At 66.7% G+C, this 26,641-nt stretch carries 21 protein-coding genes and 3 pseudogenes; 8 read left to right on the top strand and 16 right to left on the bottom strand.

The window, feature by feature from the left end; all coding sequences use genetic code 11:
* Nucleotide 1: 1 nt before the first annotated feature.
* The 6 genes from IPM60_09515 to ygiD form a co-directional block, all read right to left on the bottom strand.
* Nucleotides 2-2,755 carry a molybdopterin-dependent oxidoreductase gene (locus IPM60_09515; GenBank protein ID MBK8908126.1) on the bottom strand — a complete coding sequence of 918 codons (2,754 nt, stop codon included), beginning with the start codon at nucleotides 2,753-2,755 and terminating at the stop codon, nucleotides 2-4.
* A complete protein-coding gene (locus IPM60_09510; protein ID MBK8908125.1) occupies nucleotides 2,752-3,186 on the bottom strand; it encodes a thioesterase family protein in 435 nt (144 codons plus the stop codon). The genes IPM60_09515 and IPM60_09510 overlap by 4 nt, the downstream gene beginning before the upstream one ends.
* Nucleotides 3,187-3,336: 150 nt before the next feature.
* Nucleotides 3,337-3,723, bottom strand: coding sequence for a copper-binding protein (locus IPM60_09505; protein MBK8908124.1), 387 nt, complete (start codon nucleotides 3,721-3,723; stop codon nucleotides 3,337-3,339).
* Entirely contained in the window at nucleotides 3,720-6,923 is a 3,204-nt protein-coding gene (locus IPM60_09500) for an efflux RND transporter permease subunit (GenBank protein MBK8908123.1), read from the bottom strand. The genes IPM60_09505 and IPM60_09500 overlap by 4 nt, the downstream gene beginning before the upstream one ends.
* Nucleotides 6,920-8,428 (bottom strand): efflux RND transporter periplasmic adaptor subunit, encoded by a 1,509-nt coding sequence (locus IPM60_09495; GenBank protein MBK8908122.1) that lies wholly within the window; start codon nucleotides 8,426-8,428, stop codon nucleotides 6,920-6,922. Before IPM60_09495 ends, IPM60_09500 begins: the two co-directional genes overlap by 4 nt.
* A gap of 544 nt (nucleotides 8,429-8,972) precedes the next feature.
* A complete protein-coding gene (gene ygiD / locus IPM60_09490) occupies nucleotides 8,973-9,824 on the bottom strand; it encodes a 4,5-DOPA dioxygenase extradiol (protein MBK8908121.1) in 852 nt (283 codons plus the stop codon).
* A 346-nt stretch (nucleotides 9,825-10,170) separates the two neighbouring features.
* Between ygiD and IPM60_09485 the strand changes: the two genes are divergently transcribed.
* The 3 genes from IPM60_09485 to IPM60_09475 all read left to right on the top strand — a co-directional run bounded on the left by IPM60_09485 (nucleotide 10,171) and on the right by IPM60_09475 (nucleotide 13,267).
* Nucleotides 10,171-11,334 carry an ABC transporter substrate-binding protein gene (locus IPM60_09485; protein MBK8908120.1) on the top strand — a complete coding sequence of 388 codons (1,164 nt, stop codon included), beginning with the start codon at nucleotides 10,171-10,173 and terminating at the stop codon, nucleotides 11,332-11,334.
* Nucleotides 11,335-11,422: 88 nt separating this feature from the next.
* Nucleotides 11,423-12,298, top strand: a complete 876-nt coding sequence (locus tag IPM60_09480) for a branched-chain amino acid ABC transporter permease (GenBank protein ID MBK8908119.1) — start codon at nucleotides 11,423-11,425, stop codon at nucleotides 12,296-12,298.
* Nucleotides 12,299-12,304: 6 nt separating this feature from the next.
* Nucleotides 12,305-13,267, top strand: coding sequence for a branched-chain amino acid ABC transporter permease (locus IPM60_09475; protein ID MBK8908118.1), 963 nt, complete (start codon nucleotides 12,305-12,307; stop codon nucleotides 13,265-13,267).
* Between the two features lie 47 nt (nucleotides 13,268-13,314).
* Here IPM60_09475 and IPM60_09470 read toward each other — a convergent pair whose 3' ends face one another.
* Together IPM60_09470 and IPM60_09465 are read right to left on the bottom strand one after the other, a co-directional pair.
* On the bottom strand, nucleotides 13,315-13,617 hold the full coding sequence (locus IPM60_09470) for a type II toxin-antitoxin system RelE/ParE family toxin (protein MBK8908117.1): 303 nt from the start codon (nucleotides 13,615-13,617) through the stop codon (nucleotides 13,315-13,317).
* Nucleotides 13,614-13,910: a type II toxin-antitoxin system ParD family antitoxin gene (locus IPM60_09465; protein ID MBK8908116.1), complete on the bottom strand. Its 297-nt coding sequence runs from the start codon at nucleotides 13,908-13,910 to the stop codon at nucleotides 13,614-13,616. Before IPM60_09465 ends, IPM60_09470 begins: the two co-directional genes overlap by 4 nt.
* A 110-nt stretch (nucleotides 13,911-14,020) precedes the next feature.
* Between IPM60_09465 and IPM60_09460 the strand changes: the two genes are divergently transcribed.
* The 3 genes and pseudogenes from IPM60_09460 to IPM60_09450 all read left to right on the top strand — a co-directional run bounded on the left by IPM60_09460 (nucleotide 14,021) and on the right by IPM60_09450 (nucleotide 16,020).
* Complete coding sequence (locus IPM60_09460; GenBank protein ID MBK8908115.1) at nucleotides 14,021-14,830, top strand: ABC transporter ATP-binding protein; 810 nt, start codon at nucleotides 14,021-14,023, stop codon at nucleotides 14,828-14,830.
* Between the two features lies 1 nt (nucleotide 14,831).
* Nucleotides 14,832-15,537 (top strand): annotated as a pseudogene (locus tag IPM60_09455) (ABC transporter ATP-binding protein).
* A gap of 117 nt (nucleotides 15,538-15,654) precedes the next feature.
* Nucleotides 15,655-16,020: a DUF1476 domain-containing protein gene (locus IPM60_09450; GenBank protein MBK8908114.1), complete on the top strand. Its 366-nt coding sequence runs from the start codon at nucleotides 15,655-15,657 to the stop codon at nucleotides 16,018-16,020.
* A 27-nt stretch (nucleotides 16,021-16,047) separates the two neighbouring features.
* Here IPM60_09450 and IPM60_09445 read toward each other — a convergent pair whose 3' ends face one another.
* Nucleotides 16,048-17,346 (bottom strand): adenylosuccinate lyase, encoded by a 1,299-nt coding sequence (locus IPM60_09445; protein MBK8908113.1) that lies wholly within the window; start codon nucleotides 17,344-17,346, stop codon nucleotides 16,048-16,050.
* 99 nt (nucleotides 17,347-17,445) lie between these two features.
* Nucleotides 17,446-18,684 carry an MFS transporter gene (locus tag IPM60_09440; GenBank protein MBK8908112.1) on the bottom strand — a complete coding sequence of 413 codons (1,239 nt, stop codon included), beginning with the start codon at nucleotides 18,682-18,684 and terminating at the stop codon, nucleotides 17,446-17,448.
* A 126-nt stretch (nucleotides 18,685-18,810) separates the two neighbouring features.
* On the opposite strand from IPM60_09440, the gene IPM60_09435 reads away from it, so the two are divergent.
* Nucleotides 18,811-19,500 (top strand): DUF2062 domain-containing protein, encoded by a 690-nt coding sequence (locus IPM60_09435; GenBank protein MBK8908111.1) that lies wholly within the window; start codon nucleotides 18,811-18,813, stop codon nucleotides 19,498-19,500.
* A 133-nt stretch (nucleotides 19,501-19,633) separates the two neighbouring features.
* Nucleotides 19,634-20,420: pseudogene (locus IPM60_09430) on the top strand (OBAP family protein).
* Between the two features lie 39 nt (nucleotides 20,421-20,459).
* On the opposite strand, the gene gpt reads toward IPM60_09430, so the two are convergent.
* The 6 genes and pseudogenes from gpt to IPM60_09400 all read right to left on the bottom strand — a co-directional run bounded on the left by gpt (nucleotide 20,460) and on the right by IPM60_09400 (nucleotide 26,082).
* Nucleotides 20,460-20,957 carry a xanthine phosphoribosyltransferase gene (gene gpt / locus IPM60_09425; protein ID MBK8908110.1) on the bottom strand — a complete coding sequence of 166 codons (498 nt, stop codon included), beginning with the start codon at nucleotides 20,955-20,957 and terminating at the stop codon, nucleotides 20,460-20,462.
* Nucleotides 20,958-21,002: 45 nt separating this feature from the next.
* The gene (locus IPM60_09420) at nucleotides 21,003-21,500 is read right to left on the bottom strand and encodes a hypothetical protein (GenBank protein ID MBK8908109.1); all 498 of its coding nucleotides are present in this window, start codon (nucleotides 21,498-21,500) and stop codon (nucleotides 21,003-21,005) included.
* Between the two features lie 382 nt (nucleotides 21,501-21,882).
* Nucleotides 21,883-22,851: an ornithine cyclodeaminase family protein gene (locus IPM60_09415; GenBank protein MBK8908108.1), complete on the bottom strand. Its 969-nt coding sequence runs from the start codon at nucleotides 22,849-22,851 to the stop codon at nucleotides 21,883-21,885.
* A 331-nt stretch (nucleotides 22,852-23,182) separates the two neighbouring features.
* A complete protein-coding gene (locus tag IPM60_09410; GenBank protein ID MBK8908107.1) occupies nucleotides 23,183-24,706 on the bottom strand; it encodes a calcium-binding protein in 1,524 nt (507 codons plus the stop codon).
* A 294-nt stretch (nucleotides 24,707-25,000) separates the two neighbouring features.
* A complete protein-coding gene (locus IPM60_09405; GenBank protein MBK8908106.1) occupies nucleotides 25,001-25,774 on the bottom strand; it encodes a hypothetical protein in 774 nt (257 codons plus the stop codon).
* Nucleotides 25,775-25,842: 68 nt separating this feature from the next.
* Nucleotides 25,843-26,082: pseudogene (locus tag IPM60_09400) on the bottom strand (calcium-binding protein).
* Between the last annotated feature and the right edge of the window lie 559 nt (nucleotides 26,083-26,641).

Genomic DNA, 26,641 nt, shown 5'->3' with positions numbered 1-26,641 from the left:
GTCACCGGGGGCCTCCCAGGCGACGCAGCGAAACCTTGACAAGGTCGCTGCCGGAGCCGGTTGCGTCGGTGAGACCGAGCAGCATCGGCGTCAGCTTGTTCATGCTCGGGACCTTGAAGTCCTTGGCGACCGGCGTCGCCCAGTGATCGAACTGGCCGATCATCAGCAGCGTATCGGGGCGGATGCCCTGGCGCAGCACGGCGCTTCCTTGTGTCTTGGCGATCGGCGAGCGCACCTCGACACGGTCGCCGGGCCCGATTCCCATCTCCGCGGCCTTGCCGGCGTTGATGATGACGCCGCCGTGGCCGGCGATGTTGCTCGCCACTTCGCGGATCATCTGGACGTCGACGTTGGCGCCCCACGCGTATTGCATGCTGCGCGCGGTCACCAGCCAGAACGGGAAGTCCTTGATGTCGATCTTGTAGTTCTCGGCCAGCACCCGCTCGAACAGACCGGGATAATCCTTCCAGTCCGGCAGCGGGTTGTATTCCTCGAGCTGCTCATCCCACCACGAGATCCCCCGCTCGTGCAGGCGGTTGGCGAGCTGGCGGCCGATCCGGAACAGGCGTTCCTGGTACGGAAGCTCGAAGCGGAGCTGCTTGTCGATGATCGTCGGATACAGGTACCAGTCGAGCTTGGGGAACGGCGCGACCCGGAAGCCGTGCTCGCGGTAGTAGTCGAGGCCCTGGTTGTCGGCGCCGCCGGACAGCTCGGCGCTGGCCGCCCGGCAGACCGCGTCCCAGATTTCCTCGACCCCGTGCGGCTCCTCGGGCTTGAGCGAGAAGTCGTAGCCGTCGCCCTTGAGCGGCACCCCGGCAGCGCCTTTGGAGATGGCATGGTTGTATTCGAGCAGAAGGCCCGAGCGGTGCGCCAGCTCGGTGGCGATCCAGGTGAAATCGCGCGTGTCGCCTTGCGGCTCCACCGCCGGCTGGCGGAGCGCGAAGCCCTGCTTGTCCCAGTACTGCTCGAAGTACTTGGTGCCGCCGATGCGGATGAGCTGCAGACTCTCCAGGTCCGTGCACTCCGGCAGCAGCACGTCGGCGTAATGGTTGGTCTCGTTGCGCCCGTAGGAGAACGCCACCGTGAATGGGAACTTGGCGATGGTCTGCTCGATCTTCTCCGTTTCCCAGAACGAGATCACCGGGTTGGTGCGGTAGACGATCCACACGTCCGGCATGGTCGGCTCCGGCCAGTGCTCGGGCGGGTCGTCCTGCATCATCCAGGCGATGTGGGTGGGGCCGAGCGCCTGGCTCCACGGGCTGTTGGCGACCAGCGGAATCAGGGTGCGGTTGGCATTGCGCACCTCCGGCCGGCTGATCCAGTGTTCCTTGTCGGTGGGGTTCATGGGGTAATCCATGAAGCCGTCCGGCCCCGCCTTGACGCACGCCTGGCGCGACGTCGCCGGCCGATTGAGGCGCACCGTGGTGCCGAGGATGCCGCCCGGCACCTCGAGCCCGCCGACCAGGCACGCGAGCGCGGTGCGCGCCCACACGCAGTCGAAGCCGCCCCAGCCGTTGTTGACCGTCTTGCCGAGGGTGATGGCGACCGGGCGGTAGGGCAGCGTCACGCCCTCGATGTCGATGGTCTCGCCGATGCGGGCGTGCTGCAGGAACTCGTTGGCGACGCGGCGGATGGTCTTGGCCGGCACCTCGCAGATCTGTGACGCCCAGCGCGGCGTATACGGCTCCACGTGCGCCACCAGCTTCTCGAACGCGGACAGGCAGCGCTCCGGCTTGTGCCGCCACCGCCGGCCGTCGGCGCCGATCTCGAGGCCGTTCTCGACCAGGAACGGCGCCTCCAGAACCGGCTCGGCGCCGGGCGTGTCGAACGGCACCGGGCTGTCGGTGCGCCCGTCCCAGATCAGCGGCTTCTCCGTCTCCGGGTCTCGCATGTAGAAACCGAAGCGGCCGAGCAGATAGGGCGACGAGGTGCGGTGCTTGATGAACTCCAGGTCCAGGTCTTCCCGCGGGTGCTCGTGGAGCAGGACGTGGAGCATCGCGTAGAGGAAGGCGGCGTCGGTCTTCGGCTTTATGGGGATCCACTCGGTCGAGCAGGCGCCGGTGACGGAGAGGTGCGGCTCGACCTGAACGCGCTTGAAGCCGCGGGCGCGGGCGTCGGCGTAGCGCTTGACCCCGCACACGCCTCCCGACGCTTCGACATTGGCGCCGAACGAGACCAGATACTCGCAGAGCGGCGTGTCGGGGCAGACGGTGAAGGCGCGGTGCCAGAACTCGCCGTAGAGGTGCTCCGAATGGTAGCACTTGACGCCCTGGCCGCTGCCGAAGCCGAGATCGACGGGGCCCCAGGCGGCGAGGAAGGCCGGGAAGGTGCCCATGTAGGCGGTCGGCGTGCCGGCGCCGCCGAAGCTGACGGCGAGGCGGGGATAGCCGGAGCCGTCGAGCAGGCCGCGGGCGCGAGCGTCCTTGAGCTTGCCGGCCACCAGGTCCAGCGCCTCGTCCCAGGAGATGGGAACGAAGCCGGGGTTCTCGTTCCGCCCCTTCTTTGGGTTGGTCCGCTTCATCGGGGTGCGGATGCGGTTGGGGTTGTAGGTCTTCTGGACAAGGCCATAGGCCTTGACGCAGACCTTGCCGCCGGCCGGGTGCACCTCCGCGGCCTCGAAGTTGGGCTGAACCTCGGTGGCGACACCGTCTTCCACCGAGACGGTCAGCAGGTCCGGCCCGGCGACACACTGGTAGCAATATGTCGCAACGGTGCGGCGGTCGCCAACCGGAGCGCGCCCGGGATCGCGGCTCATGTTGCCGCGACTTCCGCTTCGGCCCCCTGGCGCGTGTATTTCAGTCGCTTGGCCTTGAGCCGCTCGAGGGTCTTGTCCCTGTCGACCACGAAGCGGGTGTGGGAGCCGTTGCCGATCGGCTCCAGGTCGTCCTCGGCTTTGACGTCGAGACGCACCAGCCGGCCCTCGACCGCCGCGATGGTGACCGTCACGGTGACATGCATGTCGAGCAGGGTCGCCGCGGTGTGCTGGACGCTGACCGCCGTCCCGACCGAGTCCTCGCCGTCGTCGAGGTGTTCGAGGATCAGGTCGCGACAGCAGTGCTCGATGTCATGCACCAGCATCGGCGTCGCGTAGACCCGGCCGTCCTCACCCATGAAATCGATGGTCCGCTCGCGGTCGATGGTGATTCGCCGCTGCAACGACAGGCCTACCTGAAGGCTCGACTTCATGCTTCCTCCCTCGGCGCCCCTTTTGCGTTTCAGATGCGCACTGCACCTTCGCCCTTGGATCGGGCAAGCGCCATTTTCCGTAAAGTCGTACGACAATACAGCAATGAAGGCGGTGAAATCAAGGCCGGTTTGGAGCGCTCCTTTGCGCGGCTACTTCGTCAGGCTGTCGATCATATAGAGCCCATCGGCGCCCCGGGTGAGCGTGAAGTCGACCTCCGCGCCGGGCTTGAGCGAGGACAGATCGACATTGTCCGCCACGGCGAAATCCATCGTCATGCTCGGCCAGCCCAGCGCCTTGATGGGACCATGGGAGAGCGTGAGCTTGCGAGATGCCGCATCGACGGCGTCGACCGTACCCGACGCGGCCACCGCCTCCCCGTTCGAGGTCGTTCGTCCGCCACCGTGGCCGCCCGAGTCGTGGCCGGATTGGGCGAAAGCCGCGGGAGCGAGGGCGAGGCCGAGGGCGAGAGCGAAGGCGAAGGCGAAGGCGAAGGCGAAGGCGAAGGCGGGAGCTGAGCCGATCACGAGAGCTTTCATAGTGTCTTCTCCTGGCGAGGTGAGGCTTCAATGGCGGTGGGCAAGAGCGCCCTCGGGAACTGGAAGGACTTTGGGTTGCGGATCGTGTCGAGCCGGTTGACCAGCACGAAAACGGCGGGGATGACGAACAAGGTGAGCAGCGTTGCAGTGGTCATGCCGCCGACCATGGGAGCAGCGATGCGGCGCATGACATCGGATCCGGCGCCGACCCCGTACATGATGGGCAACAGGCCGGCGAAGATGGCGGCCACCGTCATCAGCTTGGGACGGAGACGCAACAGGGCGCCTTCGCGCACGGCGTCGTAGACGTCGTTCATGCCGACTGGCCGCCCCTCGCCTTCGGCCAGCCTCCGGCGCTTGTCGAGCGCGATGTTCAGATAGACCTGCATGATGATTGCGGTTTCGACGGCGACGCCCGCCAACGCAATGAAACCGACCACTACCGCCACCGACAGATCGAACCCCAGCAGCCAAAGCAGCCAGAAGCCGCCTGACAAGGCCACCGGCAGGGTCGCCATGATGACGATCACGTCGAGGACCCGGCCGAAGGCCAGGTAGAGCAACACGACGATCAGCAGCAGGGCCACGGGGATGATCAGGCCGAGACGCTTCTCGGCGCGCTCCAGGAACTCAAACTGGCCCGACCACGCCAGGGAGTAGCCCGGTGGAATCTGCACCTGTTCGGCGACGGTTCGGCGAGCTTCGTCCACATGACCGCCCAAGTCGCGGCCGGCGATGTCGACATAGACCCAGCCGTTGAGACGGGCATTTTCCGAGCGGATCATTCCCGGGCCGTCAGCGATCTCGATGCCGGCTACGTCGCCCAACGCGATATGCGCCCCGGAGGGAGTGACCATGGGCAACTCCCGCAGCGCTGCGATGCTGGTCCGGTCGTCGTAGGGATAGCGGATGCTGATCGGATAGCGCTCCAGCCCCTCCACCGTCTCCGAGACACGAATACCGCCGATCGCGGAGCGGATCACGTCCTGCACGTCGGCGATGGAAAGGGCGTGGCGGGCCGCGGCCTTGCGGTCGATGTCGACGTTCAAGTAACGCCCGCCGACGGTGCGCTCGGCGTAGGCCGAGGCCGTGCCCGGCACGCCCTTGACCACCTGTTCAATCCGGGCGGCGATGCGGCCGATCTCGTCCAGATCGGGCCCCGCCACCTTGATGCCGACCGGCGTCTTGATGCCCGTCGCCAGCATGTCGAGACGGTTCTTGATCGGCATGATCCAGACGTTGGTCACGCCGGGGATCTGCACCAGACTGTCCAAAGCGTCGCGGATGCCCTGCATGGTCATGCCGGGGCGCCATTGATCCTTCGGCTTCAGGCGCACCGTCGTCTCGACCATGGTCAAGGGGGCAGGGTCAGTGGCCGTTTCCGCACGGCCGACTTTTCCGTAGACCGTCTCGACCTCGGGCATCGTGCGGATCAGGCGATCGGTCTGCTGCAGGATCTCGCCGGCCTTGCCGATGGAGACGCCCGGGAACAGGCTCGGCATGTAGAGGAGTTCCCCCTCGTCGAGCTCCGGCATGAACTCCGTGCCCAGCTTTGCGATGGGGAAGGCGGTCGAGACGGTCATAGCCGCGGCGGCGATCACCATGGTCAACGGCCGCCGGACAACGCTCCCCAGCAAGGGGCGATACATCCAAATGAACAATCGGCTGACCGGGTTCCTGTGCTCGGGAATGATGTGGCGGCCGCGGATGAACCAGCCCATCAGCACCGGCACCAGGGTAATGGAGAGGATGGATGCAGCCGCCATGGCATAGGTCTTGGTGAAGGCCAGCGGCTTGAACATGCGGCCTTCCTGGGCCTCAAGGGCGAAAACCGGGACGAAGCTCAAGGTGATGATGAGCAGCGAGAAGAACAGCGCCGGCCCCACCTCCGTAGTTGCCTCGGCCACCACCTTCCAGCGGTTCTCGTTCGTCAGCGGCGTCGTCTCGATCTTGCGGTGCAGGTTCTCAATCATGACGATGGCAGCGTCCACCATGGCGCCAATGGCGATGGCGATGCCGCCGAGCGACATGATGTTGGCGTTGATGCCCTGCAGCCGCATGACCAGGAAGGCGGCCAGAAGACTGATGGGCAGGAACAGGACGACCACCAGCGACGAGCGCAGATGCAGCAGGAACGCGGCGCAGACCAGCACCACGACCAGCATTTCCTCGAGCAGCTTGTGGGTCAGGTTGTGGATCGCGCGTTCGATCAGGCCGGAGCGGTCGTAGGTGGTCACCACCTCTACGCCCTCGGGCAGGCTCGCCTTCAGATCGGCCAGCTTCTGCTTCACCGCCTCGATGGTGGCGAGCGCGTTTTCGCCCCAGCGCATGATGATGACGCCGCCGACCGCCTCGCCCTCACCGTCCAATTCGCCGATGCCACGCCGCAGCTCCGGCCCGAGGCGGATCTCGGCCACGTCCGACAGCAGGACCGGCGTGCCGCCGGCGCTGGCCTTGAGCGGCACCGCCTCAAGATCGGCGATCTCGTCGATATAGCCGCCGGCGCGCACCATGTATTCCGCTTCGGCCATCTCGATGACCGAGGCGCCGGTTTCCTGGTTCGCCTTCTGGACCGCGGCCTTGACCTCTGACAGCGGCAGGCCGTAGGCGCGCAGCTGCTGCGGATCCACGACGACCTGGTACTGCTTGACCATGCCGCCGACGGTGGCCACCTCGGACACGCCCGCTACGGTCTGCAGTTCATACTTCAGGAACCAGTCCTGGATCGAGCGGAGCTGCGACAGGTCATGCCGCCCGGTCCGGTCGACCAGGGCGTACTGGAACACCCAGCCGACGCCGGTGGCATCGGGCCCAAGGGCCGGGGAGGCGCCGGCCGGCAGGCGGGGAGTCACCTGCGACAGATACTCGAGCACCCGCGAGCGGGCCCAGTAGAGGTCGGTCCCCTCCTCGAAGAGGATATAGACGTAGCTGTCGCCGAACATGGAATAGCCGCGAACCGTGCGCGCACCGGGCACGGCCAGCATGGCGGTGGTCAGCGGATAGGTGACCTGGTCTTCGACGAGTTGCGGCGCCTGACCGGGATAGGACGTCTTGATGATGACCTGCACGTCGGAGAGGTCGGGCAACGCGTCGACCGGCGTGCTGCGCAAGGCCCAGATGCCGCCGACCAGCAGCAGGACCGTCAGGACGGCGATCATGAAGCGGTTGGCAAGCGACCAGCGAATGATGGCGGCGATCATTCCTTCGCTCCCGCCGCCGCCGGCTCCAGCTTGACAATGTGGAACATGCCCTCGGCATCCTTCGCGAGGGCGAACCGCACCCGGTCGCCCGCCGACACACTCGCCTCGACGTCCTTGGCCAGCTTGAACTCCATGGCCATGGCGGGCCAGCCGAGCGCCGGGATCTGCTCGTGGTTCAGGGCCAGTACCGCGCCGCCTTCCTTCACCGCCTCAATCTCGCCTTCACCCCAGGTCAGGCCGGGGTCTTCGCTCCCGGCGATCACCTCAGTCTTTGCCGAGGGTCCGTGCTCGTGGCCGCCGGACTCCTCCATGCGGGCAAACCCTGCCCTGATGCTGGATTCCGAGTCGATGAGGAACTGGCCGGATAGCACGATCGACGCGCCTTCCTCGATGCCGGACAACAGTTCGGTCAAGCCGTCGAACTGGGCGCCGACCTTCACCGGCACCGGTTTGAAGCGCCCCTCGCCCAACGCCAGCACCACGCGGTCGTTGCGCCCGGTGCGGATCACCGCCTCGGAAGGCACCGCCAGGACTTCGGGCCGCGGATCGCCCTTCAGAATGACCTCGGCGAACATATTCGGGCGTAGCTGCAGGCCCGGGTTCGGGAAGCGCAGGCGCACCCGCAAGGTTCGAGTGGCCGGATCAAGGTCCGGATAGATGTAGTCGACTTGGCCACGCCAGACCTCGTCCGGCAGATGGGACAAGCGCGCTTCGGCGGCCATGCCGGGGAAGACCCGGCCCGACTGGCTCTCGAGCACGTCGGCGATGACCCAGATCGACGACAGGTCGGTCAAGGTCATGACGGTCTGGTCCGGGCGAATGTACATGCCTTCGCCGACGCCGAGCTGAACGACGACACCGTCCTGCGGCGCATAGACCCGAATCCGGTCGGCCGGCCTGCGGTCGGCGGCGATTTTGGCGATCTGGCGGTCGGAGACGCCGAGGGCCTGCAGCCTGCGGCGCCCGGCGGAGGTCATCCAGTCGTCGCCGCGCTCGATGTCGCGGACATACTCGAACGACGAGGCTTCCAGTTCGGGCGAGAAGAACTCGAACAGCAGGTCGCCGCGCTTGACCTCGGCGCCGAGCGAGCGGACGACGAGGCGCTCGATCCAGCCTTCTTTGCGGACATGGATGTGCGAGGTGCGGTCCTCATCCTGCGCCACGTATCCGACCGTGCGGATCTCGGCGCCGAAGCTCACCCGTTCGGCGGTCCCGGTTCGCACGCCGATCGTGTTCATCACCGCCGGCGACACGGTGATCTGGCCAGGGTCTTCCGCCCGTTCGCCCGCTTCCTCTCCCTCGTAGACCGGGATCAGGTCCATGCCCATGGGCGACTTGCCGGGCGCATCGCGCCGGTAGTTGGGATCCATGGGGGCGACCCAGTAGAGAACCTTCTTTCCGCCCGAGGCGGCCGGCGGGTCCGGGTTGAGCCGCTCGTAGGCGATGCCTCCACCGACGCCCATGGCTGCAGCCAGGGCGACGGCCAGCAAAGTTCGTGCCGACATGATCTAGGATTCCTTCCTGAGAACGGTCGAGGCGACGCCGATTGCGCCGCCAGAATTCGTTCAGGAAGGACTGCGGGGAGGTTTCAGGGCGAGGGAAACGGCCCAACCGGTCGCCGTCCGGTCTGTCACGCGCCAGGAAGCAGACCCGACCCGCGGACGAACGGGCGCGGCCGGTTCCCCGGTCAAGCAGCCAAAGGCGGCAACACTGCAGTTCGAGAGGCCGGGAATGCAGTCGTCATGATCCGTGCCTGCATGGTCGCTGCAGTCCTCTCCGCAGGCATGAACGTCCTGATCGGCGAGGATCGCCGTTGAAGATACCCGCTGACAGTCGTGCAGGCTGCGGGAGCCATGGGCGGGAGCGATGCCGTGCCTTTGGGACTCGCTGATCGAACTCGCATACGCCGGCAGCACGCCGCCCACGAGGGCGACGATCACCACGACAACGTGCAGCATGCGGGCGCCCATCGGGACCCCTTCGACCTCAGAAGACCGGTCAAGACTACCTCACCCGCCCGAGGCACGTCAATCAGGTGCCCCGGTCGCGCTAGACGTTCGTCTGGTCGGGCGGGGCATCAGGAGGCAGGCCTGCGGCGCCCTCTCGCTGCTTCGCCGGCCCGGCGGCTGCACCTGCACCAAAGCAGGTCATCGAAAGCGACCCCATCGCAAAGCCGCGCACCAGCGGCTCCGCGATCCCTTCGCCGGCCGCCGCCAGTCCCGCGAGGTAAAGAAGCGGAATGAAGTGATCGGGGGTCGGCACGGCAAGCGAATAATCGGGATGCTCGACGAGCTTGAGGATGGCCGCCGGATCGGCGGCAAGCTGCGCGGCGGCGGCTTCGTCGAACCTCTCGGCCCAGTCGAATGCCGCATCCGGCCGGTCCCACTGCACGCGCCGCAGGTTATGGACCACGTTGCCGCTGCCCAGGATCATGATCCCGCGTTCCCGCAATGGCGCAAGGCGGGATCCGAGCTCCAGGTGGTATTCCAGCGGTTTCAGAGCGTTGATCGACAGCTGCACCACGGGCACGTCAGCTTCGGGGTAGAGGTGAGCGAGGACGCTCCAGGTCCCGTGGTCGAGGCCCCATTGGTCGCGGTCAAGCCCGACCCACAGCGGCCTGACCGCCTCCGCTACTTCCCGGGCGACATCCGGCGCGCCTGGCGCGGGATAGTCGAAGGCGAACAATTCATCCGGAAAGCCGTAGAAGTCATGAATCGTCCGCGGCCGGGCCATCGCCGTGACGGCGGTCGCGCCGAAGAACCAGTGCGCCGACACCACGAGAACCGCGCGCGGCCTCTGAAGCTGCTCGCCGAGCATACGCCACGCCTCGGTGAAGCCGTTCCGCTCCAGCGTGTTCATCGGGCTGCCGTGGCCGATGAACAGGGCCGGCATCCTACTCATATGCGGTTCCGGTTCGGATTCGAGTTTTGCCCGTCAAGGCCGAACCTCTCGCCTGCCATGCCTAACGTGGATGGACCGTGAGAACGAGGGTGATGAAGCCTCCGAGTCCGGCCATGAACTTCACGTTGTCGAGCCCCCCGTGAATTGCAAGCAGTATCCGCTCTCTTCCGGAGACCAGGACATCGCAGGAATCCCGTGCCTCGCAGGCCGCGGCTTACTTGCGCCGTCGGCGAGCCGATCAAAAACCGTATAGTTGTACCGGAATACGCTTTACGACGCCGATGTGCGCGTATAAGCTTGCCGCCAAACGGCCAAGACAGCCATGAAGCACTTCAGGGAGGAAACCATGTCACGGCACTTGCGTCTGCCACAAGCCTTGCTGATCGTCTGCGCCCTTACGCTGGCGGCGTTGGTCCCCGGGCATCCGCTGGCGGCGGAGCCGATCAAGATCGGCTCGTTCCTCGCGGTGACCGGCGGCGGATCGTTCCTTGGCGATCCCGAGAAAAAAACCCTCGAATTGTACGTCGAGAAGATCAACGAGAACGGCGGCGTCCTTGGCCGGCCGGTCGAGTTGATCCTCTATGACTCGGCGACCGACGCCAAGAAGGCGCTGACCTTCGCCACTCGGCTCATTCAGCAGGACAATGTGGACGTCATCATCGGCGGCACCAGCACCGGCGAGACGATGGCGGCGATCAACGAGGTCGAGAAGGCAGGGGTGCCGTTCATTTCGCTGGCCGGGGCCGACGTCATCATCGACCCGGTGAAGAAGTGGGTGTTCAAGACGCCGCACACCGACCGCCTCGCCGTCGACAAGATCTTCACCGACATGACGGACCAGGGCCTCAGCAAGGTCGGGCTCCTGTCGGGCGCAGGCGGCTTCGACCAGTCGTGCCGCAAGAACGCGCTGGAACTGGCCCCGCAGCACGGGATCGACATCGTCGCCGACGAGCAGCACGGCAAGGGCGACACCGACATGACCCCGCAGTTGACCAAAATCAAGAACACCGAGGGGGTCGCCGCCTTCCTTTATTGCGGTTTTGGCGCTCCCACCAGCATCGTCGCCAAGAACTACAAGCAACTCGGGATGACGATCCCGCACTACCAGACCCACGGCTCGGCCTCGTCCCAGTTCATCCATGGCGCCGAGGGCGCTGCGGAAGGGGTGCGGTTGCCGGCGGCGGCGGTGCTGGTGGCCGATCAGCTTCCCGCGGACAATCCCCAGAAGCAGGTGGCGAGCGACTACAAGAAGGCGTACGAGGACAAGTATCGGGAGCCCGTCTCCACCTTCGGCGGACATGCCTATGACGGCCTTTTCCTCGCCGTCGAAGCGATCGAGCGCGCCGGCTCCACCGACAAGGCCGCGGTCCGCGACGAGATCGAGAAGACCCAGAAATTCATCGGCGCCGACGGCATCTTTACGATGTCGCCCGACGATCACATGGGCCTCGGTCCCGACTCGTTCGTCATGGTCGAGGTCAAGGACGGCGACTGGAAGCTGCTGCAATAAAACCGAAGCACGAGCCAGCCGCGGCGGCGTCGCCGACGATCTCGAACAACGGCGCCGCCGCCCGGCACCGGTACACGCAGGGGCCTCCATGTTCGCCGAACTGCTGCAGTTCCTGTTCTCCGGCGTGACCGTCGGCGCCACGTACGCCCTGGTCGGGCTCGGATTCGTCATCATTTTCAACGCCAGCCAGGTCATCAATTTCGCGCAGGGCGAGTTCGTGATGATCGGCGGCATGGCGACCATATCGCTCACGGACGCGGGACTGCCGATGCCGGCGGCGATCGTGCTGGCCGTGCTCGCCGCCATGGCGGTCGGCGTTGCGCTCGAGAAATTCGCTGTGGAGCCGGCGCGCAACGCCTCGGTGGTCACCGTCATCATCATCACCATCGGCGCGTCGATCTTCCTCCGCGGCGCCGCGATGATGGTGTGGGACCGCAATCTTCATCACATGGCGCCGTTCTCCGGCAACGATCCCATCGACATCGCCGGCGCGGCGCTGCTGCCGCAGAGCCTGTGGGTCGTCGGCGGAACGTTGGCCACCGTCGTCGGCCTTTGGCTGTTCTTCAGCCACACCCGCATCGGCCGCGCCACGCTTGCAACGTCCCATGAGCATCTGGCCGCACAACTGGTCGGGATCAACACCAAACACATCCTCCGCCTCAGCTACGCCCTGGCCGCGGGTCTGGGCGCCGTCGCCGGCATCCTGATCGCGCCGATCGCGCTCACCCATGCCGGCGTCGGCGTCCTGCTCGGCCTCAAGGGGTTCAGCGCCGCCATCGTCGGCGGCCTTGGCAATCCCTTGGGCGCGGTTGCCGGCGGGCTGTTCGTCGGCATCGCCGAGGCATTGACCGCCGGGTACGTGTCCTCCACCTACAAGGACGCCGTCGCCTTCATCGCCATCCTCCTCGTGCTGTTCGTGCGGCCAACCGGGCTGTTCGGGCGGCGCGAATCGGACCGCGTCTGACACCGCATGTTCGGTCGGGCGCACCTCGGTTCGATCGCGGCGCTCGCGGTGCTGATCGCGCTCGCGATGCCGTTGCTCCCGAACCCGTTCTATTTCAACGTCGCCATCCTGATCGGCCTGAACGCCATCGTGTGCGTCGGCCTCAACCTGTTGATCGGCTACGCGGGCCAGATCAGCCTCGGGCACGCCGGCTTCTTCGGCCTCGGCGCCTACACCTCGGCGATCCTCACCGCCAACCACGACTGGCCGCCGCTGGCGGCGCTGTTGATCGGCGCCGTCCTGGTCGGCGTGCTGTCGTTCGTCATCGCCCGGCCGATCCTCAAGCTGAAGGGCCACTACCTGGCGATGGCGACGCTGGGGACGGGCATCATCATTTCCATCGTGCTCAGCCACGAGGTCGACCTCACCGGCGGGCCCGACGGCATGCCGGTTCCCGCGTTCTCGGTATTCGGATGGAAACTGATCAGCAACGAAGCCTGGTACTGGACCATCGCCGGCTGCCTCCTGTTCGCGGTGTGGCTCGCCCACAACATCATCGACTCGCCGATCGGCCGGGCGCTCCGTTCCATCCATGGCGCCGAGATCGCGGCCCAGGCGGTCGGCGTCGACACCATCCGCTACAAGGTGCTGATCTTCGTGATCTCGGCGATGATGGCGAGCGTCACCGGCTCGCTGTACGCGCACTATTCCGGGTTCATCACGCCGGTGGAGGCGGAGTTCTTCCGCTCCATCGAGTTCGTCACCATGGTGGTGCTGGGCGGCATGGCGTCGATCTACGGGAGCATCATCGGCGCGGCCATCCTCACCATCCTGCCGCAGGCGCTCACGGTCTTCCAGGACTACGAGACGCTGGTGTTCGGCGCCATGCTGATGGGCGTGATGATCTTCATGCCACGCGGCCTGTGGCCGACGCTCACCGGGCCGTTGGCAGACCACGTGCGGGACCGGGTGCGGGGGACGCGGCGTTGACGATCCTCGATCTCCACGGCCGAAGCCAGCGCCGCGTCGCGGGAGGTTCAGCGCAACGCTTTCTCCCAGTTCCTGCCGCCGTAGAACAGCCGCAGGATCGTGACACTTTGGTCGTCGACCGAAAAAGCAATCGTTACGCGACGCTCGAAACCGACGATGCGCAGACCCGGACGTATGTCCCGACGTACAACTCCGCGTTCCGCGGCGCGCGAGAAACTCATGCAGTAGGTTTCCAGACGCTGGATATAGCGCAAGGCAATTTGCTCGCCTGCGGCGTCGGCTATCCGGTCGTAAAGAGAAAGAAGATCGTCTCGCGCCTCCGGCGAGAAGACGACAACGCGCTCTCTCACCCCCGGTTCTTGACTAGCCGAGCCTGGAGACGCTCGGCGTGACGGGCTCGAACGTCATCGAATGCCGCCTGAGCCGGGCGACGTCGCTCGGGTGCATTTTCCATGGCGTCGTAGACGGGCGCCACCGCGTCTCGCAGCCACGCGTCCACCGCCGCATCCCGCTCCTGGAGAGCCAGCAAACCGGCGGCCACAACGTCGGATGCCGACCCGTAGAGACCATCGGCGACGAGGCGGTCAACGTAGCCGGCGTACTGCGGCGGCAAATCTACTTTGCGGTCTTCGGTCGTCGACATCGCACAACCTCCTTTATCGAGCACCATTCTAGCGACAAACGGAGCCCGCGCATATCCGCAACGCAGTCATCAATGGAACGCGTGCGGAACCGGGTGCGGGGGACGCGGCGTTGACGATCCTCGATCTCCACGGCCTGACCCGGAGCTTCGGCGGCGTGATTGCCGTCAACAACCTGAGCTTTGCGGTGGAGGCCGGGGCGATCCATTCCATGATCGGCCCCAACGGCGCCGGCAAGACCACGGTGTTCAACCTGATCACCGGCGTCTACAAACCGAGCGCCGGCCGTATCCGCTTCCAGGACGAAGACGTCACCGGCCTCAGCCTGGTGGCGCTGGCCGCCAAGGGCATCTGCCGCACGTTTCAGAACCTGCAGATTTTCTTCAACATGACCGCCCTCGAAAACGTCATGGTCGGTCGCCATCGCCACTGCCGGCGGAGCCTTCTGCCGGTGCTGCTGCGTCTTCCCGAGATCGTCTCTACCGACGCTGCGTGCCGGGACAAGGCCGAGGCGATCATGGGCTTCGTCGGGCTCGGCGACGTGATGCACAGGCCGGCGTCGGCGCTGCCTTACGGCGCCTTGAAGCGCCTCGAGATCGCCCGCGCCCTGGCGGCGGAGCCCAAGCTGCTGCTGCTCGACGAGCCGGCGGCCGGCCTCAACCCGTCCGAGACCATGGCGTTGGACGAACTGATCCGCGAGATCGCGCGCAGCGGCGTCACCGTCGTCCTGGTCGAGCACGACATGCGCCTCGTCATGAGCGTCAGCGACCGCATCCTGGTGCTCAACAATGGCGCCAAGCTGGCCGAAGGCGGGGTGGACGAGGTGCGCGGCAATCCCGACGTGATCGGCGCCTACCTCGGCGGCGGCATCGAGACAGGATCGCGGCCGCGTATCCCTGCCGCGGCGACGGGGAGCGCTTGAGGTGCTGCTCCAGGTCGATGGCCTCACCAGCCACTACGGCCGCATCCAGGTGCTGCACGCCATCGACCTGGCGGTGGCGGCGGGCGAACTGGTGGCGTTGGTCGGCGGCAACGGCGCCGGCAAGACGACCCTGCTCCGCTGCCTCTCCGGGGTGCAGCCGGTCACCGGCGGGACGATCCGCTACGACGGCGCGGACATTTCGCGGATGGCGCCGGACCGGCGGGTGCGGGCCGGCATCGCCCAGGTGCCGGAGCGACGCCTGGTATTCGCGCCGATGAGCGTCCACGACAATCTCCTGATGGGCGGCTACACCCGCCCGCGCCGGGAGGTGGCGGAGGACCTGGAGCGCATGTACGCGCTGTTCCCGGAACTCTACATCCGCCGCCGCCAGGCCGCCGGCACCCTCTCCGGCGGGCAGCAGCAGATGCTGGCCATGTCGCGGGCGCTGATGGCGCGGCCGCGCCTGCTGCTGCTGGACGAACCCAGCCTCGGCCTCGCCCCCAACCTGGTCGCCGACGTGTTCGCCACCATCGAGAGCCTCAAGCGGGACGGCGTCACCATCCTCCTGGTCGAGCAGAACGCCCACGCGGCCCTCGCCATCGCCGACCGCGGCTACGTGCTCGAAACCGGCCGCGTCGCCCTCCACCGCCCCCGGCCCCGCCCTCCTCGCCGACGACGCGGTGCAGAAGGCGTACCTCGGGATCTGAGCTCGCATCTGATCCCGGCGGGGCTGCGATGCGATGGCCGGCCATGCTCTCCGTTGTGGCGGAGTCGGAATTGGAGTAAGTTTAGGACGTGCAACAAGAAGCGCCTGGAGGCGGTCGATGCGGGATGCCTTTGCCGAGATCGAGCGCGGTCACGAGGCCAAGTACAAGCTCGGTCAGGAGCTGATCTTCAAGGCCCAATGCCGCCGCAACAAGCTGCTCGGGGCGTGGGCGGCGGAGCAGATGGGCCTCAACCGCGCCGAGGGCGAGGCGTATGCGCGGATGCTCGTGTCGCTCAATATGGAGCAGCCGGGCGTCGGCCGGGTCCTTGCGCGGGTGGTGGAGGACTTCCGACGCCGCGGCGTCAGGAAGGGCGAGGACGACGTCAAGGCAGCGCTCCAGAAGTTTTACACCGAGGCCCTGGAAAGCCTGGCCCGCGAGTTCCCGAAGGCACTCGGCCCCGACCACGTCCGGGTCGGCGACTGAGCCCCCTCCGACATTCCGAGAGCCCGGTCAGGCTTCGCCGAACACCCGTCGGAAGATCGTGTCGACGTGTCGCGTGTGGCGGGCCGGGTCGAACAGCGCATCGAGGGTGCCGGGATCGAGACAGCGGGTGATGCCCGGGTCGGCGGCGAGCAGGTCGCGGAACTGGCCGTCGCCGTTCCAGACCCGCATGGCCACCTCTTGCACGACGCGATAGGCGTCCTCGCGCCCCATCCCGGCCTGAGTGAGGGCGAGCAACACCTGTTGCGAGAACACCAGGCCCTTGAGGCGGTCGAGGTTGGCCTGCATCGCTTGCGGATAGACGACCATCCGCTCCACCACGCCTGCCATACGTGCTAGCGCGAAATCGAGCGCGATCGTCGCGTCGGGAGCGAAGATGCGCTCGACCGACGAGTGCGAGATGTCCCGCTCGTGCCAGAGGGCGATGTTCTCGAGCGCCGGGGCCACCGCGGCGCGCACCGCGCGGGCGAGGCCGGTGAGGTTCTCGGTCAGGATAGGGTTGCGCTTGTGGGGCATCGCCGACGAGCCCTTCTGGCCGGGCGCGAAGTACTCCTCGACCTCGCGAACTTCGGTCCGCTGCAGATGTCGGATCTCGGTCGCGAGACGCTCGACCGACCCGGCGAGGACGCCGAGGGTGGCGAAGAACACCGCGTGGCGGTCGCGGGGGATGACCTGTGTGGAGACCGGCTCGACCGTCAGCCCGAGCCTCTCCGCGACGTGGCGCTCGACCGCCGGGTCGATGTTGGCGTAGGTGCCGACCGCGCCGGAGATGGCGCAGGTGGCGATCTCGGCCCGCGCCGCCAGCAAGCGCTCGCGGTTGCGCTGCCACTCGGCATGGAAGCCGGCGAGCTTGAGGCCGAAGGTGGTCGGCTCGGCGTGGATGCCGTGGCTGCGGCCGATGCAGGGCGTCGTCTTGTGCTCGAAGGCACGGCGGCGCAAGGCCGCCAAGAGGGCGTCGACACCGGCGATGAGGATGTCGGCGGCACGGCTCAACTGGACGGCGAGGCAGGTGTCGAGCACGTCCGACGACGTCATGCCCTGGTGGACGAAACGCGCCTCCGGGCCGACGTGTTCGGCGAGGTTGGTGAGGAAGGCGATGACGTCGTGCCTGGTCTCCATCTCGATGGCGTCGATGCGGTCCACTTCGAAGGCGCCGCGCTCGCGCACGGCGCGCGCCGCCTCGGCCGGGATGACGCCAAGCTCGGCCATGGCGTCGCAGGCGTGCGCCTCGATGTCGAGCCAGATCTGAAAGCGCGTCTGCGGCTCCCACAGGGCGGTCATCTCGGGTCGGCTGTAGCGGGGGATCATGGCGTCCTCGACGTCGTTGCTGGGCGGCGCCGCGCACCCTGCCACGTTCTTCCCCGGCGGCAAAGCGCTGCCATGCTGAACAGAAGCCGGGAGGAGTGCTCAATCCGCGGGCGTCGCGTCACGGCGATATAGCACGAACCACGTCAGCGCCATGAGTTGCAGGCCGAGCATGACGCCGAATGCGGTCTGATAGCCGGCCGGATCGTAGTTGCCGGCCGCGGTCGGCGGCCACTGGGCGATGACCGCGCCGATGCCCCACTGCGCGGCGAACGCGCCGACGAACACCAGGAGATTGAGGCCGGTGTTGAGGCGCCCCGCCAGATGCGCTGGAAATCTCTGTGACAACGCCGCATAGGGAATGATGCCGCTGGTTCCGAAAAAGCCGAACGCCATCCAGACGGGGATGACGGCAGCGGTATCCTGAAAGACGATGAGCGACTGTACCGCCGCGAACACCGCCATGCCGGCAACGCCGACCGTGAGCGGCGGCACGCCGACCCGGGCGAGGCGCTCGGCGATGGTGCCCATGACGAGGAAGCCGGCGACCATCGCCGCCGCCATGAAGAGCAGCGCCGTTGCCACCTCGCCGCGATCGAGACCCGCCACGTCGCGGAGCCACGGTCCGGACCACAGCCCCTGGATGGAGAGAAACGTTGCCTGGGAGAGCACCGTTGCGGGCGCCGCCCGCCAGAACAAAGCGCTCGAGAACACGTCACCGATGCCGCGCAACTGGCGGGCGAGCGGCTCGCCACCGCCGCCGTCGCTCCGCTCCGGCACCACGAGGTAGATCAGGGCAGCCGCGGCGACGGTCAGCGCGGCCAGGACGAAGAACAGGGTGCGCCAGTCGGTCACGGTCAGCGCCAACTCCACCGGTTGGGTGGCGGCGATGGCGCCGAGACCGCCGGCAGCCATCTGGCAGCCGTTGACCAGCGGCAGGCGGTTGCGGGGGAACCACTGGACGAACGCCTTGAACGCCGCCATCAGGCACGCCGAAACGCCGAAGCCGATCAGCGCCCGCGCCGCGACGAGCGCGGCCGGGTCGCGGGCGACGCCGAACATTGCCGCACCGGCAGCAGCGAACAGGAGCAACACGGCCTCCGTCCGCCGCGGCCCGTAGCGGTCGAGCAGCACGCCCAGCGGCAACTGGAAGGCGGCGAAGGTGAGGAAGTAGGCGCTGGTCAGCAGGCCCAGACCGTCGGCGTCGACGCCGACGTCCCGGATCAGGTCGGGGGCGATGACGGCGTTCACCACCCGGTAGAGGTATGAGAGAAAGTAGCCGCACGCGAACGGCAGAAACACCCGGAGCAGCAACACGTCGAGGTCTCCCGAGGTCGAGATCGTGGGCGCGGATCCGCCCGATCCTTGACATCATTGAGGATGAATGCCAAGGCCTTGCGCCTGCGAGCACAGCGATGACGGAACGATCCCCGCGACGATGATCCCTGGACCCCGGAGTGAACCTCGGTGAGGCGGCCGTTTTCGCTGTGGCAGCGCCTCGGCCGGCTGGTGCACCTGCGCCTGATGATCCCGGTCAGGCGCAGCGCCCATCCGCCGGAGTATACTGCGCGCGGAATCACGGTGGGCCTGTTCTGGGCGTTCACGCCGCTGATCGGCGTGCAGATGTACCTGGTGGGGCTGACCTGGCTGGTGGCGCGCGCGCGGCCGGGCTGGGAGTTCAACATCCTGGTGGCGCTGGCGTGGACGTGGGTCACCAACGTGTTCACCCTGATCCCCGTCTATTACGTCTATTACATCACCGGCCAGTTGATGCTGGGACAGCCGAGCCTCGCCAGCGGCTATGCACACTTCGCCGCGGCATGGGAGGCCGCCCTGTCGGTGGAGGGGTTATGGCAGGGCATCGTCGCCTGGGCGCAGGTTATCTGGACCGAGCAGGGCCTGCCGATGTTCATCGGCTGCGTGCCGTATGCGATCGGCAGCGCCTGGCTCGGCTACCGGCTCTCGGTGGCCTACATCGTGCGGCTCCGGCGGATGAAGCGGATGCGGGCACTCCGCAAGCTGCAGCGCCGCGCCGCGGCGGAGGAACGCGCCGCCCATGAAGCCGCTGCTGCGTCCGTCGGCGAACCGGCTACGGCTGCGGCCGGAAAACCGGCCACGGCGCCCGCCGGCAAGGCAAAGGGTGATCCGGAACAATAGCGGCAAGCGTTCGGCCCGGCGGGCGCGGCTGCATGGTGCGGCGGTTGTCGATCGCGCGCAGCGACGTTCCGGAACATTGGGTTCCGGGTATGCGTTGAGGGCGAACGGGCAACGATCGGATGAGAGGCTTCGGATGAACCGTAAATCGCTTGCAGCGGGGCTGGTGACGCTGATCGTTGCCGGATGCACCGGATCGGGATCCACGGAACCGGCCGCCGAACCGCCCGGATCGGCCGAGAGCGCCAAGGACGCAGCGCTGGAGGCGGCGGCGGCGGCGGTGCAGAGGGATGCGCCGACCCATGCGCTCGACGTCTATCTGGTCGGGTTCCATCCCCTCAAGGACGACCCGCAGCATCAGCTGGAAGCCCATCACTTCTGTCGTCAAAGTAACGCGGACTTCATGCAGTGCGCTCTATGACGGCAACACCGGCGACGCCAACCTGAACGGCATCGAGTACATCATTTCGGAGCGGCTGTTCGAGACCCTGCCTCCGGCGGAAAAGCAGTACTGGCATCCGCATAACGGTGAAATTTTGTCCGGCCAGCTTGTGGCGCCGGGGTTGCCGGGCGCGGCCGAACATGAGCTGATGAAGGGCAAGATCAACAGCTACGGCAAGACCTGGCACACCTGGAACACCAGCCGCAGCGCCGGCGCCCACGCCTCCCTGCCCGTCGGCACGCCGGCTCTGGCGTGGTCGTTCAATCGCTTCGGCGAGGCTCGGCCGGGCCTGATCGAAGAGCGCGACCGGCGGATGAACATCGACACCGACGAGCGGCGACAGGCCCGGCGGGATCTCGTCCCGCTGGCGCGGCCGCAGTCCGGGGTGGATGCGCTGAAGGGTGCGTTTGACGGCCCGACCCGGCCGATCCCGGGAGTGGTCGACGCGGGCGCAGGCGGACGCTCCGCGACCGCTCGGTAGGGATCCGGCCGGGCGCCCGGTGGAACTCCCCGCAGCGGGTCATGACCCCGATGAGGACACGGACGTCGTGGGCAGCGCCGGGTCGCGGTCCCACGGAAAATCGATCCATACGTCCTGTTCGACCTCGCGGATGAAGCTGTCGGCGAGCGGCCTGCCTTGGGGCTTGGCGTAGAGGGCGGCGTAGTGGGCGCGGGGGGCCATACGGCGCGCCTCTCCGGCGGTGGCGCCGCTGTCGACCAGGTCGTCGATGAGAAGCCAGCCGGCGCCGTCGCCGACCGCGGCGGGGATCGGTTTGAGGATGTTGACCGCGCCCTTGCGCCTGCCGTCGTAGCTGGCGATGCACACGGTCTCGACGAGACGGATGGACAATAGCCGGCAGATGATCGCCGCCGGAACCAGGCCGCCGCGGCTGATGGCGATGGCGCCCCGCCACGGGCCGAGGGCCGAAAGCCGAGCCGCAAGGTCCGTCGCATCGCGATGGGCCTCGTGCCACGAAACGGTGTGGATCCTGGCCGTCGACGCAGCGTCTCGAGGCACGCTCGGCAATCCTTGTCCCGGCCCGCGCCTGATCCGCCCGGTGGGCTAGTAGCGGGTGTAGATGCGCACTTCGCCGTCCGCCCCGGGCGCGGCCGCCTGGGAGGCGGCGGCGATGCGGGTCGGCGGCAGGCCGAGGGCCATCAGGGTATCGCGCACCCGATCCGCCTGCCGCTCAACCGGCGATGACCTCGCTGTGCCGCTATTGGCCGTGGGTCCGGCCGCAGCGCCCGGCGCCACGGCCACCACGTCGAACAGGGCGTTGGGCTGCCGGTCGAGCGTGTCGCGGACCACGTTGTAGAGGGAGGGCTCGTAAGCGGCGCGATCCACATCGGGCGCGACGATCATCAGGGGCCGCACCAGCGGCCGCCGCACCTCGCCTTCGGCCGCCCCCGCGCTTTCGGACCGCAGGGCGGCGCGCTCAGCCCCTGCATCCGCCGCCCCACCGCCGCCGGCGTTCTCTTTCTTGGGCCACAGCGCCGAGCCGTCGAACGCGCACCCCGACACCAACAACAGTCCCACGAGGACGAGGATCGCCGAACGCATGGTTTGGCTCGCTACCGTCTGCTGCTGATACAAGACCCGACGTTTGGCACGATTCCGGACGATTTGCATGCGGTTTTTTTACAGGCAGAACGACGTAAGTGCCTGAACCATATCGATTTGTGTCCGAATCCACGGCGAAAATGTATGCGGATGTAGTCGGATGTATGCAGAGCGTCACGTAAGCGATTGATTTTAAAGGATGTTCCTGCGGGGAATTACGCAACCGCCGATTTATTATTCTGCCGTGTTTCTCGTCTTAATTGTCTCCGGCATGCTGCCGATGCCGCCCGACCGGGACATTACCGGAACATAGCGGCAGGCGGAGTTGCTGTCAAGCCGGTGAAACAGTCATGCGTCGGATTGCGCCTGCGGCTAATCCGATCTACGCAGATTCGGAGCTGACTTCCAAAGCAAGGACGGCGGCGCTGAGGTCCTCGATGGCGGTGCCGACGCCCTTGAAGAGCGTGATTTCGTCGGGCGAATTACGCGGGTAGGCGTCGTCTCGGCACAAGTCCGCGAGGGTCGCGCAGATATCGCTTTCGGTGATGACACCCGTTTCCAGCGGGGTCTTGATGTCGCCGCTTTCGAGCTTCGCGTGGCCGGTGTCGATGAAGATCCGCGCGCGGCGCATCACCACGTCATCGGCTTCGCGCATGTCCGGCGTGAAGCTGCCGATGAGATCCACGTGTTGGCCCGGTTTGAGCCAGTCGCCCTTCAAGACAGGGTCACGGGCCAGGGTGGCGCAGGAGATGACGTCGGCCTCGGCGACCGCCGCTTGCAGGTCGGAGGCGTGGCTTGCGGCGATCCCCTGCGCGCGAAGCGTTGCCACCAGGTCGCGCGCGCTCGCTTCGGTGCGGCTCCAGACGGCGACGGCGTCGATCGGAAGTACTGCGGAATAGGCATGGGGAAGGTTCGCCGCGACGCGCCCCGCGCCGACGACGAGAAGGCGCCGGCTTTCGGGTCGTGCGAGCCTTCTGGCGGCCAGCGCCGAGGCCGCGGCGGTGCGCCGCGCGGTCAACTCGCCGCCGTCGAGGATCAACCGGTGCTCGCCCGTCTCCCGGTCGAACAGCACATAAGTCGCCGAGATCGCCGGCAGGCCCTTGGCGGCGTTGTCCGGGTGCACGTTCACCAGCTTGACGCCGCCCCAGCCCGTGTTCTGCCCCGGGTTCTGCCCCGGGTTCTGCCAGGCGGGCATGAGCAGAAGCACAGCGTCGCGCCGGCCCGGCGTCGGCATGACATGATGGTGGCGAAGCGGCGCGGTAACGTCGGCACGGAACCCAGCATCGAGCGCCGCGATCAGGCGATCGAAGGGCAGCGCGGCCTTGGTCTGTTGTGGGGAAAGAACTTGCATGGGCGCACCGACGCGGGGAACGCGTAAAGTTTAGGCCTCAAAGCCGGCCGGCCACAACCTCGGGCTTCTTATGCGCCATCTGATCGGCGCCGGAACGCCGAAGGAGGCCGCCGCCCGCGGGCGCCCGCGTCCGGGCCCTCCTGGTCATCGTCCGCGCCGGGAAGGGGCGTCGATCGTCCTGTACGCTCCCGACCAAACCGGCCCCGGCATCCTCGTCATCGCTTTCACCACAGAGCCGACATGATCACAACGGACACATCGTCAATGGGCTGCTAAGATAAAAGATGCGGGGAGGATGATCCTCCCCGCGCCCCACCGGAACTTCGCTGTATCAGATCAGATAGACGGTGTTGTCGGCGACAATGCCGGCGTCGACAAGTTCAGTCGGCCCGATAACCTCGATGGTTGCGACGCCGGCGCCGATCTTGAGGGTCGCATCGTCCACGAGCGCATCGGTGGCGAGTCCCATGTCCACTCGCAAGCCGATGCTATTGCCATCCCCGTCCTTGAGCTCCTCGACCACGTAGTCGCCCCCGTCGATCGCGCTGTTACCATTGCTGTCGAGCGACGCAAAGGTGAAGGGCTTCGCTTTCCCCAACAGCGGTTCGAAGTAAAAGCGTAGTTCCAGGAAATCGTCCGCCCTGACGAAGTCGGTGATCGTATCCCGGCCATCGGCAAAGGACCCGCCGGGACGGTCCTTCTGCACCAGATAATCGAATGTGTCCTTACCATCCCCGCCGGTCAGGATGTCATCGCCCTGATTGCCGGTCAGCCGGTTCTCACCAGGCCCGCCGACGATCTTGTCGGCGAACTCGGTGCCCCGGACGTTCTCGACCTCGAAAATATGGTCCAGGCGCAGCAATCCGCCGGTCTGCTTGTCGTGCGCACGGTTGGCGCCCAGATCGACCGCCACGCCCTGGGTCAAGTCGACCGCAGCTAATGGGAACAGCACCGTATCGGTTCCCGAGCCACCGAAGATGCGGTTTTCGCCCGCGCCACCGGCCAAGAGGTCGGCGCCTGAGCCACCGAGCAGCGTGTCGTTCCCGCCCCTACCCAAGAGGAAATCGTCTCCTGAGAGGCCCTCGAGCCTGTTGTCCTGTTCGCTGCCTGCGATGAAGTCTCGGCCGCGCCCCCCACTGGACGAGGAGGTGCCGATGACATTCTCGATGTCGCGCAGCGTGTCCATGAACACGGACTTGCTCTGCAAGCTCGTGCCGGAGGCTCTGCCGTCCGCCAGATCGACACTCACACCGAGCACTGGCACGGGCACCGTGTTGAAGTAGGTGACCGTATCGATTTCCGATCCGCCGTCGATGGTGTTGCGGCCGATGCCCCCGTCGAGCGTGTCGTCGCCCGCGCCGCCGTCGAGCGTGTCGTCACCGGCGCCGCCCCGCACGGAGTCGTTCCCCTTGCCGGCCTCGATTGTATCGTTCCCGGCCCCGCCAAAGACCCTATCATCGCCCGACAGGGTGTTGATCACGTTCGCGGCGCTGTTACCGACAATGTTGTCGGCGCCGGTCCCTCCGGTCGAGGAGGACGTTCCGGTTACGTTTTCGACGCCGCGGATGATATCCACACCACGGCCTCCCTTGTGGAAGGCGGTACCGATACCGGTGTCGCTGAGGTAGACAGCGACACCATCCAGTGCTCCGCCAAAACCAACCCAGTCCGTCCCGTCTCCGCCGTCGATGGTGTTGCGGCCGAGGCCCCCGTCGAGCGTGTCGTCGCCCGCGCCGCCGTCGAGCGTGTCGTCACCGGCGCCGCCCCGCACGGAGTCGTTCCCCTTGCCGGCGTCGATTGTATCGTTCCCTGCCCCGCCAAAGACCCTATCATCGCCCGGCGGGGTGTTGATCACGTTGCGGCGCTGTTACCGACAATGTTGTCGGCGCCGGTCCCTCCGGTCGAGGAGGACGTTCCGGTTACGTTTTCGACGCCGCGGATGATATCCACACCACGGCTTCCTTGCGGAAGCCGGTACCGATAACGGGTGTCGCTGAGGTAGACAGCAACCCCATCCAGTGCTCCGCCAAAACCAACCCAGTCCGTCCCGTCTCCGCCGTCGATGGTGTTGCGGCCGAGGCCCCCGTCGAGCGTGTCGTCGCCCGCGCCGCCGTCGAGCGTGTCGTCACCGAGAAACCCGTGCAGTGTGTCATTGCCGCCGAGCGCCGCGATCGCGTTGTTGCCGACCGTGCCGACCAGCCTGTCGGCGTGGTTCGAGCCGACCAGATCTCCCGATGTGGCGAGAACGTCGCCCCGCGCGTCGCCGCCGACCCTGATCCCGGGCCCACCCCCCCGTGCCTGCGGGCTCGTAGGACGCGATGTCGACGCCCCGCACCGCCGCGGGTGCGCCCCGCGAGCCCGTGCAGCGCTTTGTTGCCTGAGGGCCGATCGCGTTGTTGCCGACCGTGCCGACCAGCCAGTCGGCGTGGTTCGAGCCGACCAGGTACTCGATGTTGGCGAGAACGTCGCCCTGCGCGTCGCCGCCGACCCCGATCCCCTGATTGAGGTCTACCGACACCCCCGTGCCTGCGGTCTCGTAGGACGCGATGTCGACGCCCGCACCGCCGTCGAGGGTGTCCGCGCCCGCGAGCCCGTGCAGCGTGTCATTGCCGCCGAGGGCCGCGATCGCGTTGTTGCCGACCGTGCCGACCAGCCAGTCGGCGTGGTTCGAGCCGACCAGGTACTCGATGTTGGCGAGAACGTCGCCCTGCGCGTCGCCGCGGACCCCGATCCCCTGATTGAGGTGCCTGCCCCGTAGGACGCGATGTCGACGCCCGCCCGCCGCCGAGGGTGCGCGCCCCGCGGGCCCGTGCAGCGCCTGGCGCCGCCGCCGAGGGCCGCGATCCGTTGCCGACCGTGCCGACCAGCCAGTCGGCGTGGTTCGGGCCGTATGATGTTGGGGAGAACGTCGCCCGCTGCGCATCCGCGCCCCGATCCCGTTGAGGCCCACCGACACCCGTTGCCCGCGGTCTCGTAGGACGCGATGTCGACGCCCGCACCGCCGTCGAGGGTGTCCGCGCCAGCCTCGCCGGAAAGCAAGTCATCTCCGTTGCCGCCGCTGAGGCTGTCGTTGTCATCGCCGCCGAACAATCGGTCGTTACCGGGGCCTGCCTCGAGCACGTCAGGGCCAGCCAAACCGTGCAGAATGTCGTCGCCGCCGAGACCGATAATCTTGTCACCGAAGCCAGTGCCGACAAGCGTATCGGCCGCCACCGTCCCGAATATTGCCATGGGGACGTCATAATGAAGCGTAATCGACAAGTTCTCGGCAGGTGTAATGATGGTTTCGTTAGCCAACTCTCCCTGGAGAATGGGGAGAGTCCCACTCAAAACAGGTCCGACATTGAAAGTGGGACCTGGGTCTATGTCGAGCGAGGCGCTAAGGACCTCGTATTCGCTGTCTAACCGGCCCTTAAGCGCAATTTGATCCTTGAAATTTCCGCTCAGGGAGTACGTGTAATCCACGCCCAATATGTCGTCCGGTCCTGGGTTGGGGGGGACGAAGCTGAATCGGGTGCCAAGTGGACCAGCGGCATTCTGCCCGTCTTCCAACGCTATCGAAACCGAAACAGCTCCAGGGTCGAAGCTGACGCTCTCGTCAATATCGAGTTTAGCTTTCAGCAGAATGTCTAGCAGGGTGACTTTTAAGTCATATCCCGCGCCGAATACATGGGCACTGTCCGCGATTTCCAGACCGGTTGGCAATCCAAAAAATGCGCCGATCGCCTTGTCGACATCCAGAGTCTTGAGGTCCAATAGGTTGCCGGAGTCTTCGGCTGTGACGCTGACT

The organism is Rhodospirillales bacterium, from assembly GCA_016710335.1.
Classification (GTDB): Bacteria; Pseudomonadota; Alphaproteobacteria; order Rhodospirillales; family Defluviicoccaceae; genus JADJXQ01.
The sequence above is the reverse complement of the archived record's forward strand: the minus strand, read 5'-3'. Positions and strand labels throughout refer to the sequence as shown.

Bases quoted from the DNA above. Each gene is read 5' to 3' on its own strand.
- IPM60_09515 (MBK8908126.1), bottom strand. From the start codon at position 2,755: ATGAGCCGCGATCCCGGGCGCGCTCCGGTTGGCGACCGCCGCACCGTT.
- IPM60_09510 (MBK8908125.1), bottom strand. From the start codon at position 3,186: ATGAAGTCGAGCCTTCAGGTAGGCCTGTCGTTGCAGCGGCGAATCACC.
- IPM60_09505 (MBK8908124.1), bottom strand. From the start codon at position 3,723: ATGAAAGCTCTCGTGATCGGCTCAGCTCCCGCCTTCGCCTTCGCCTTC.
- IPM60_09500 (MBK8908123.1), bottom strand. From the start codon at position 6,923: ATGATCGCCGCCATCATTCGCTGGTCGCTTGCCAACCGCTTCATGATC.
- IPM60_09495 (MBK8908122.1), bottom strand. From the start codon at position 8,428: ATGTCGGCACGAACTTTGCTGGCCGTCGCCCTGGCTGCAGCCATGGGC.
- ygiD (MBK8908121.1), bottom strand. From the start codon at position 9,824: ATGAGTAGGATGCCGGCCCTGTTCATCGGCCACGGCAGCCCGATGAAC.
- IPM60_09485 (MBK8908120.1), top strand. From the start codon at position 10,171: ATGTCACGGCACTTGCGTCTGCCACAAGCCTTGCTGATCGTCTGCGCC.
- IPM60_09480 (MBK8908119.1), top strand. From the start codon at position 11,423: ATGTTCGCCGAACTGCTGCAGTTCCTGTTCTCCGGCGTGACCGTCGGC.
- IPM60_09475 (MBK8908118.1), top strand. From the start codon at position 12,305: ATGTTCGGTCGGGCGCACCTCGGTTCGATCGCGGCGCTCGCGGTGCTG.
- IPM60_09465 (MBK8908116.1), bottom strand. From the start codon at position 13,910: ATGTCGACGACCGAAGACCGCAAAGTAGATTTGCCGCCGCAGTACGCC.
- IPM60_09450 (MBK8908114.1), top strand. From the start codon at position 15,655: ATGCGGGATGCCTTTGCCGAGATCGAGCGCGGTCACGAGGCCAAGTAC.
- IPM60_09445 (MBK8908113.1), bottom strand. From the start codon at position 17,346: ATGATCCCCCGCTACAGCCGACCCGAGATGACCGCCCTGTGGGAGCCG.
- IPM60_09420 (MBK8908109.1), bottom strand. From the start codon at position 21,500: ATGCGTTCGGCGATCCTCGTCCTCGTGGGACTGTTGTTGGTGTCGGGG.
- IPM60_09415 (MBK8908108.1), bottom strand. From the start codon at position 22,851: ATGCAAGTTCTTTCCCCACAACAGACCAAGGCCGCGCTGCCCTTCGAT.
- IPM60_09405 (MBK8908106.1), bottom strand. From the start codon at position 25,774: ATGCGCAGCGGGCGACGTTCTCCCCAACATCATACGGCCCGAACCACG.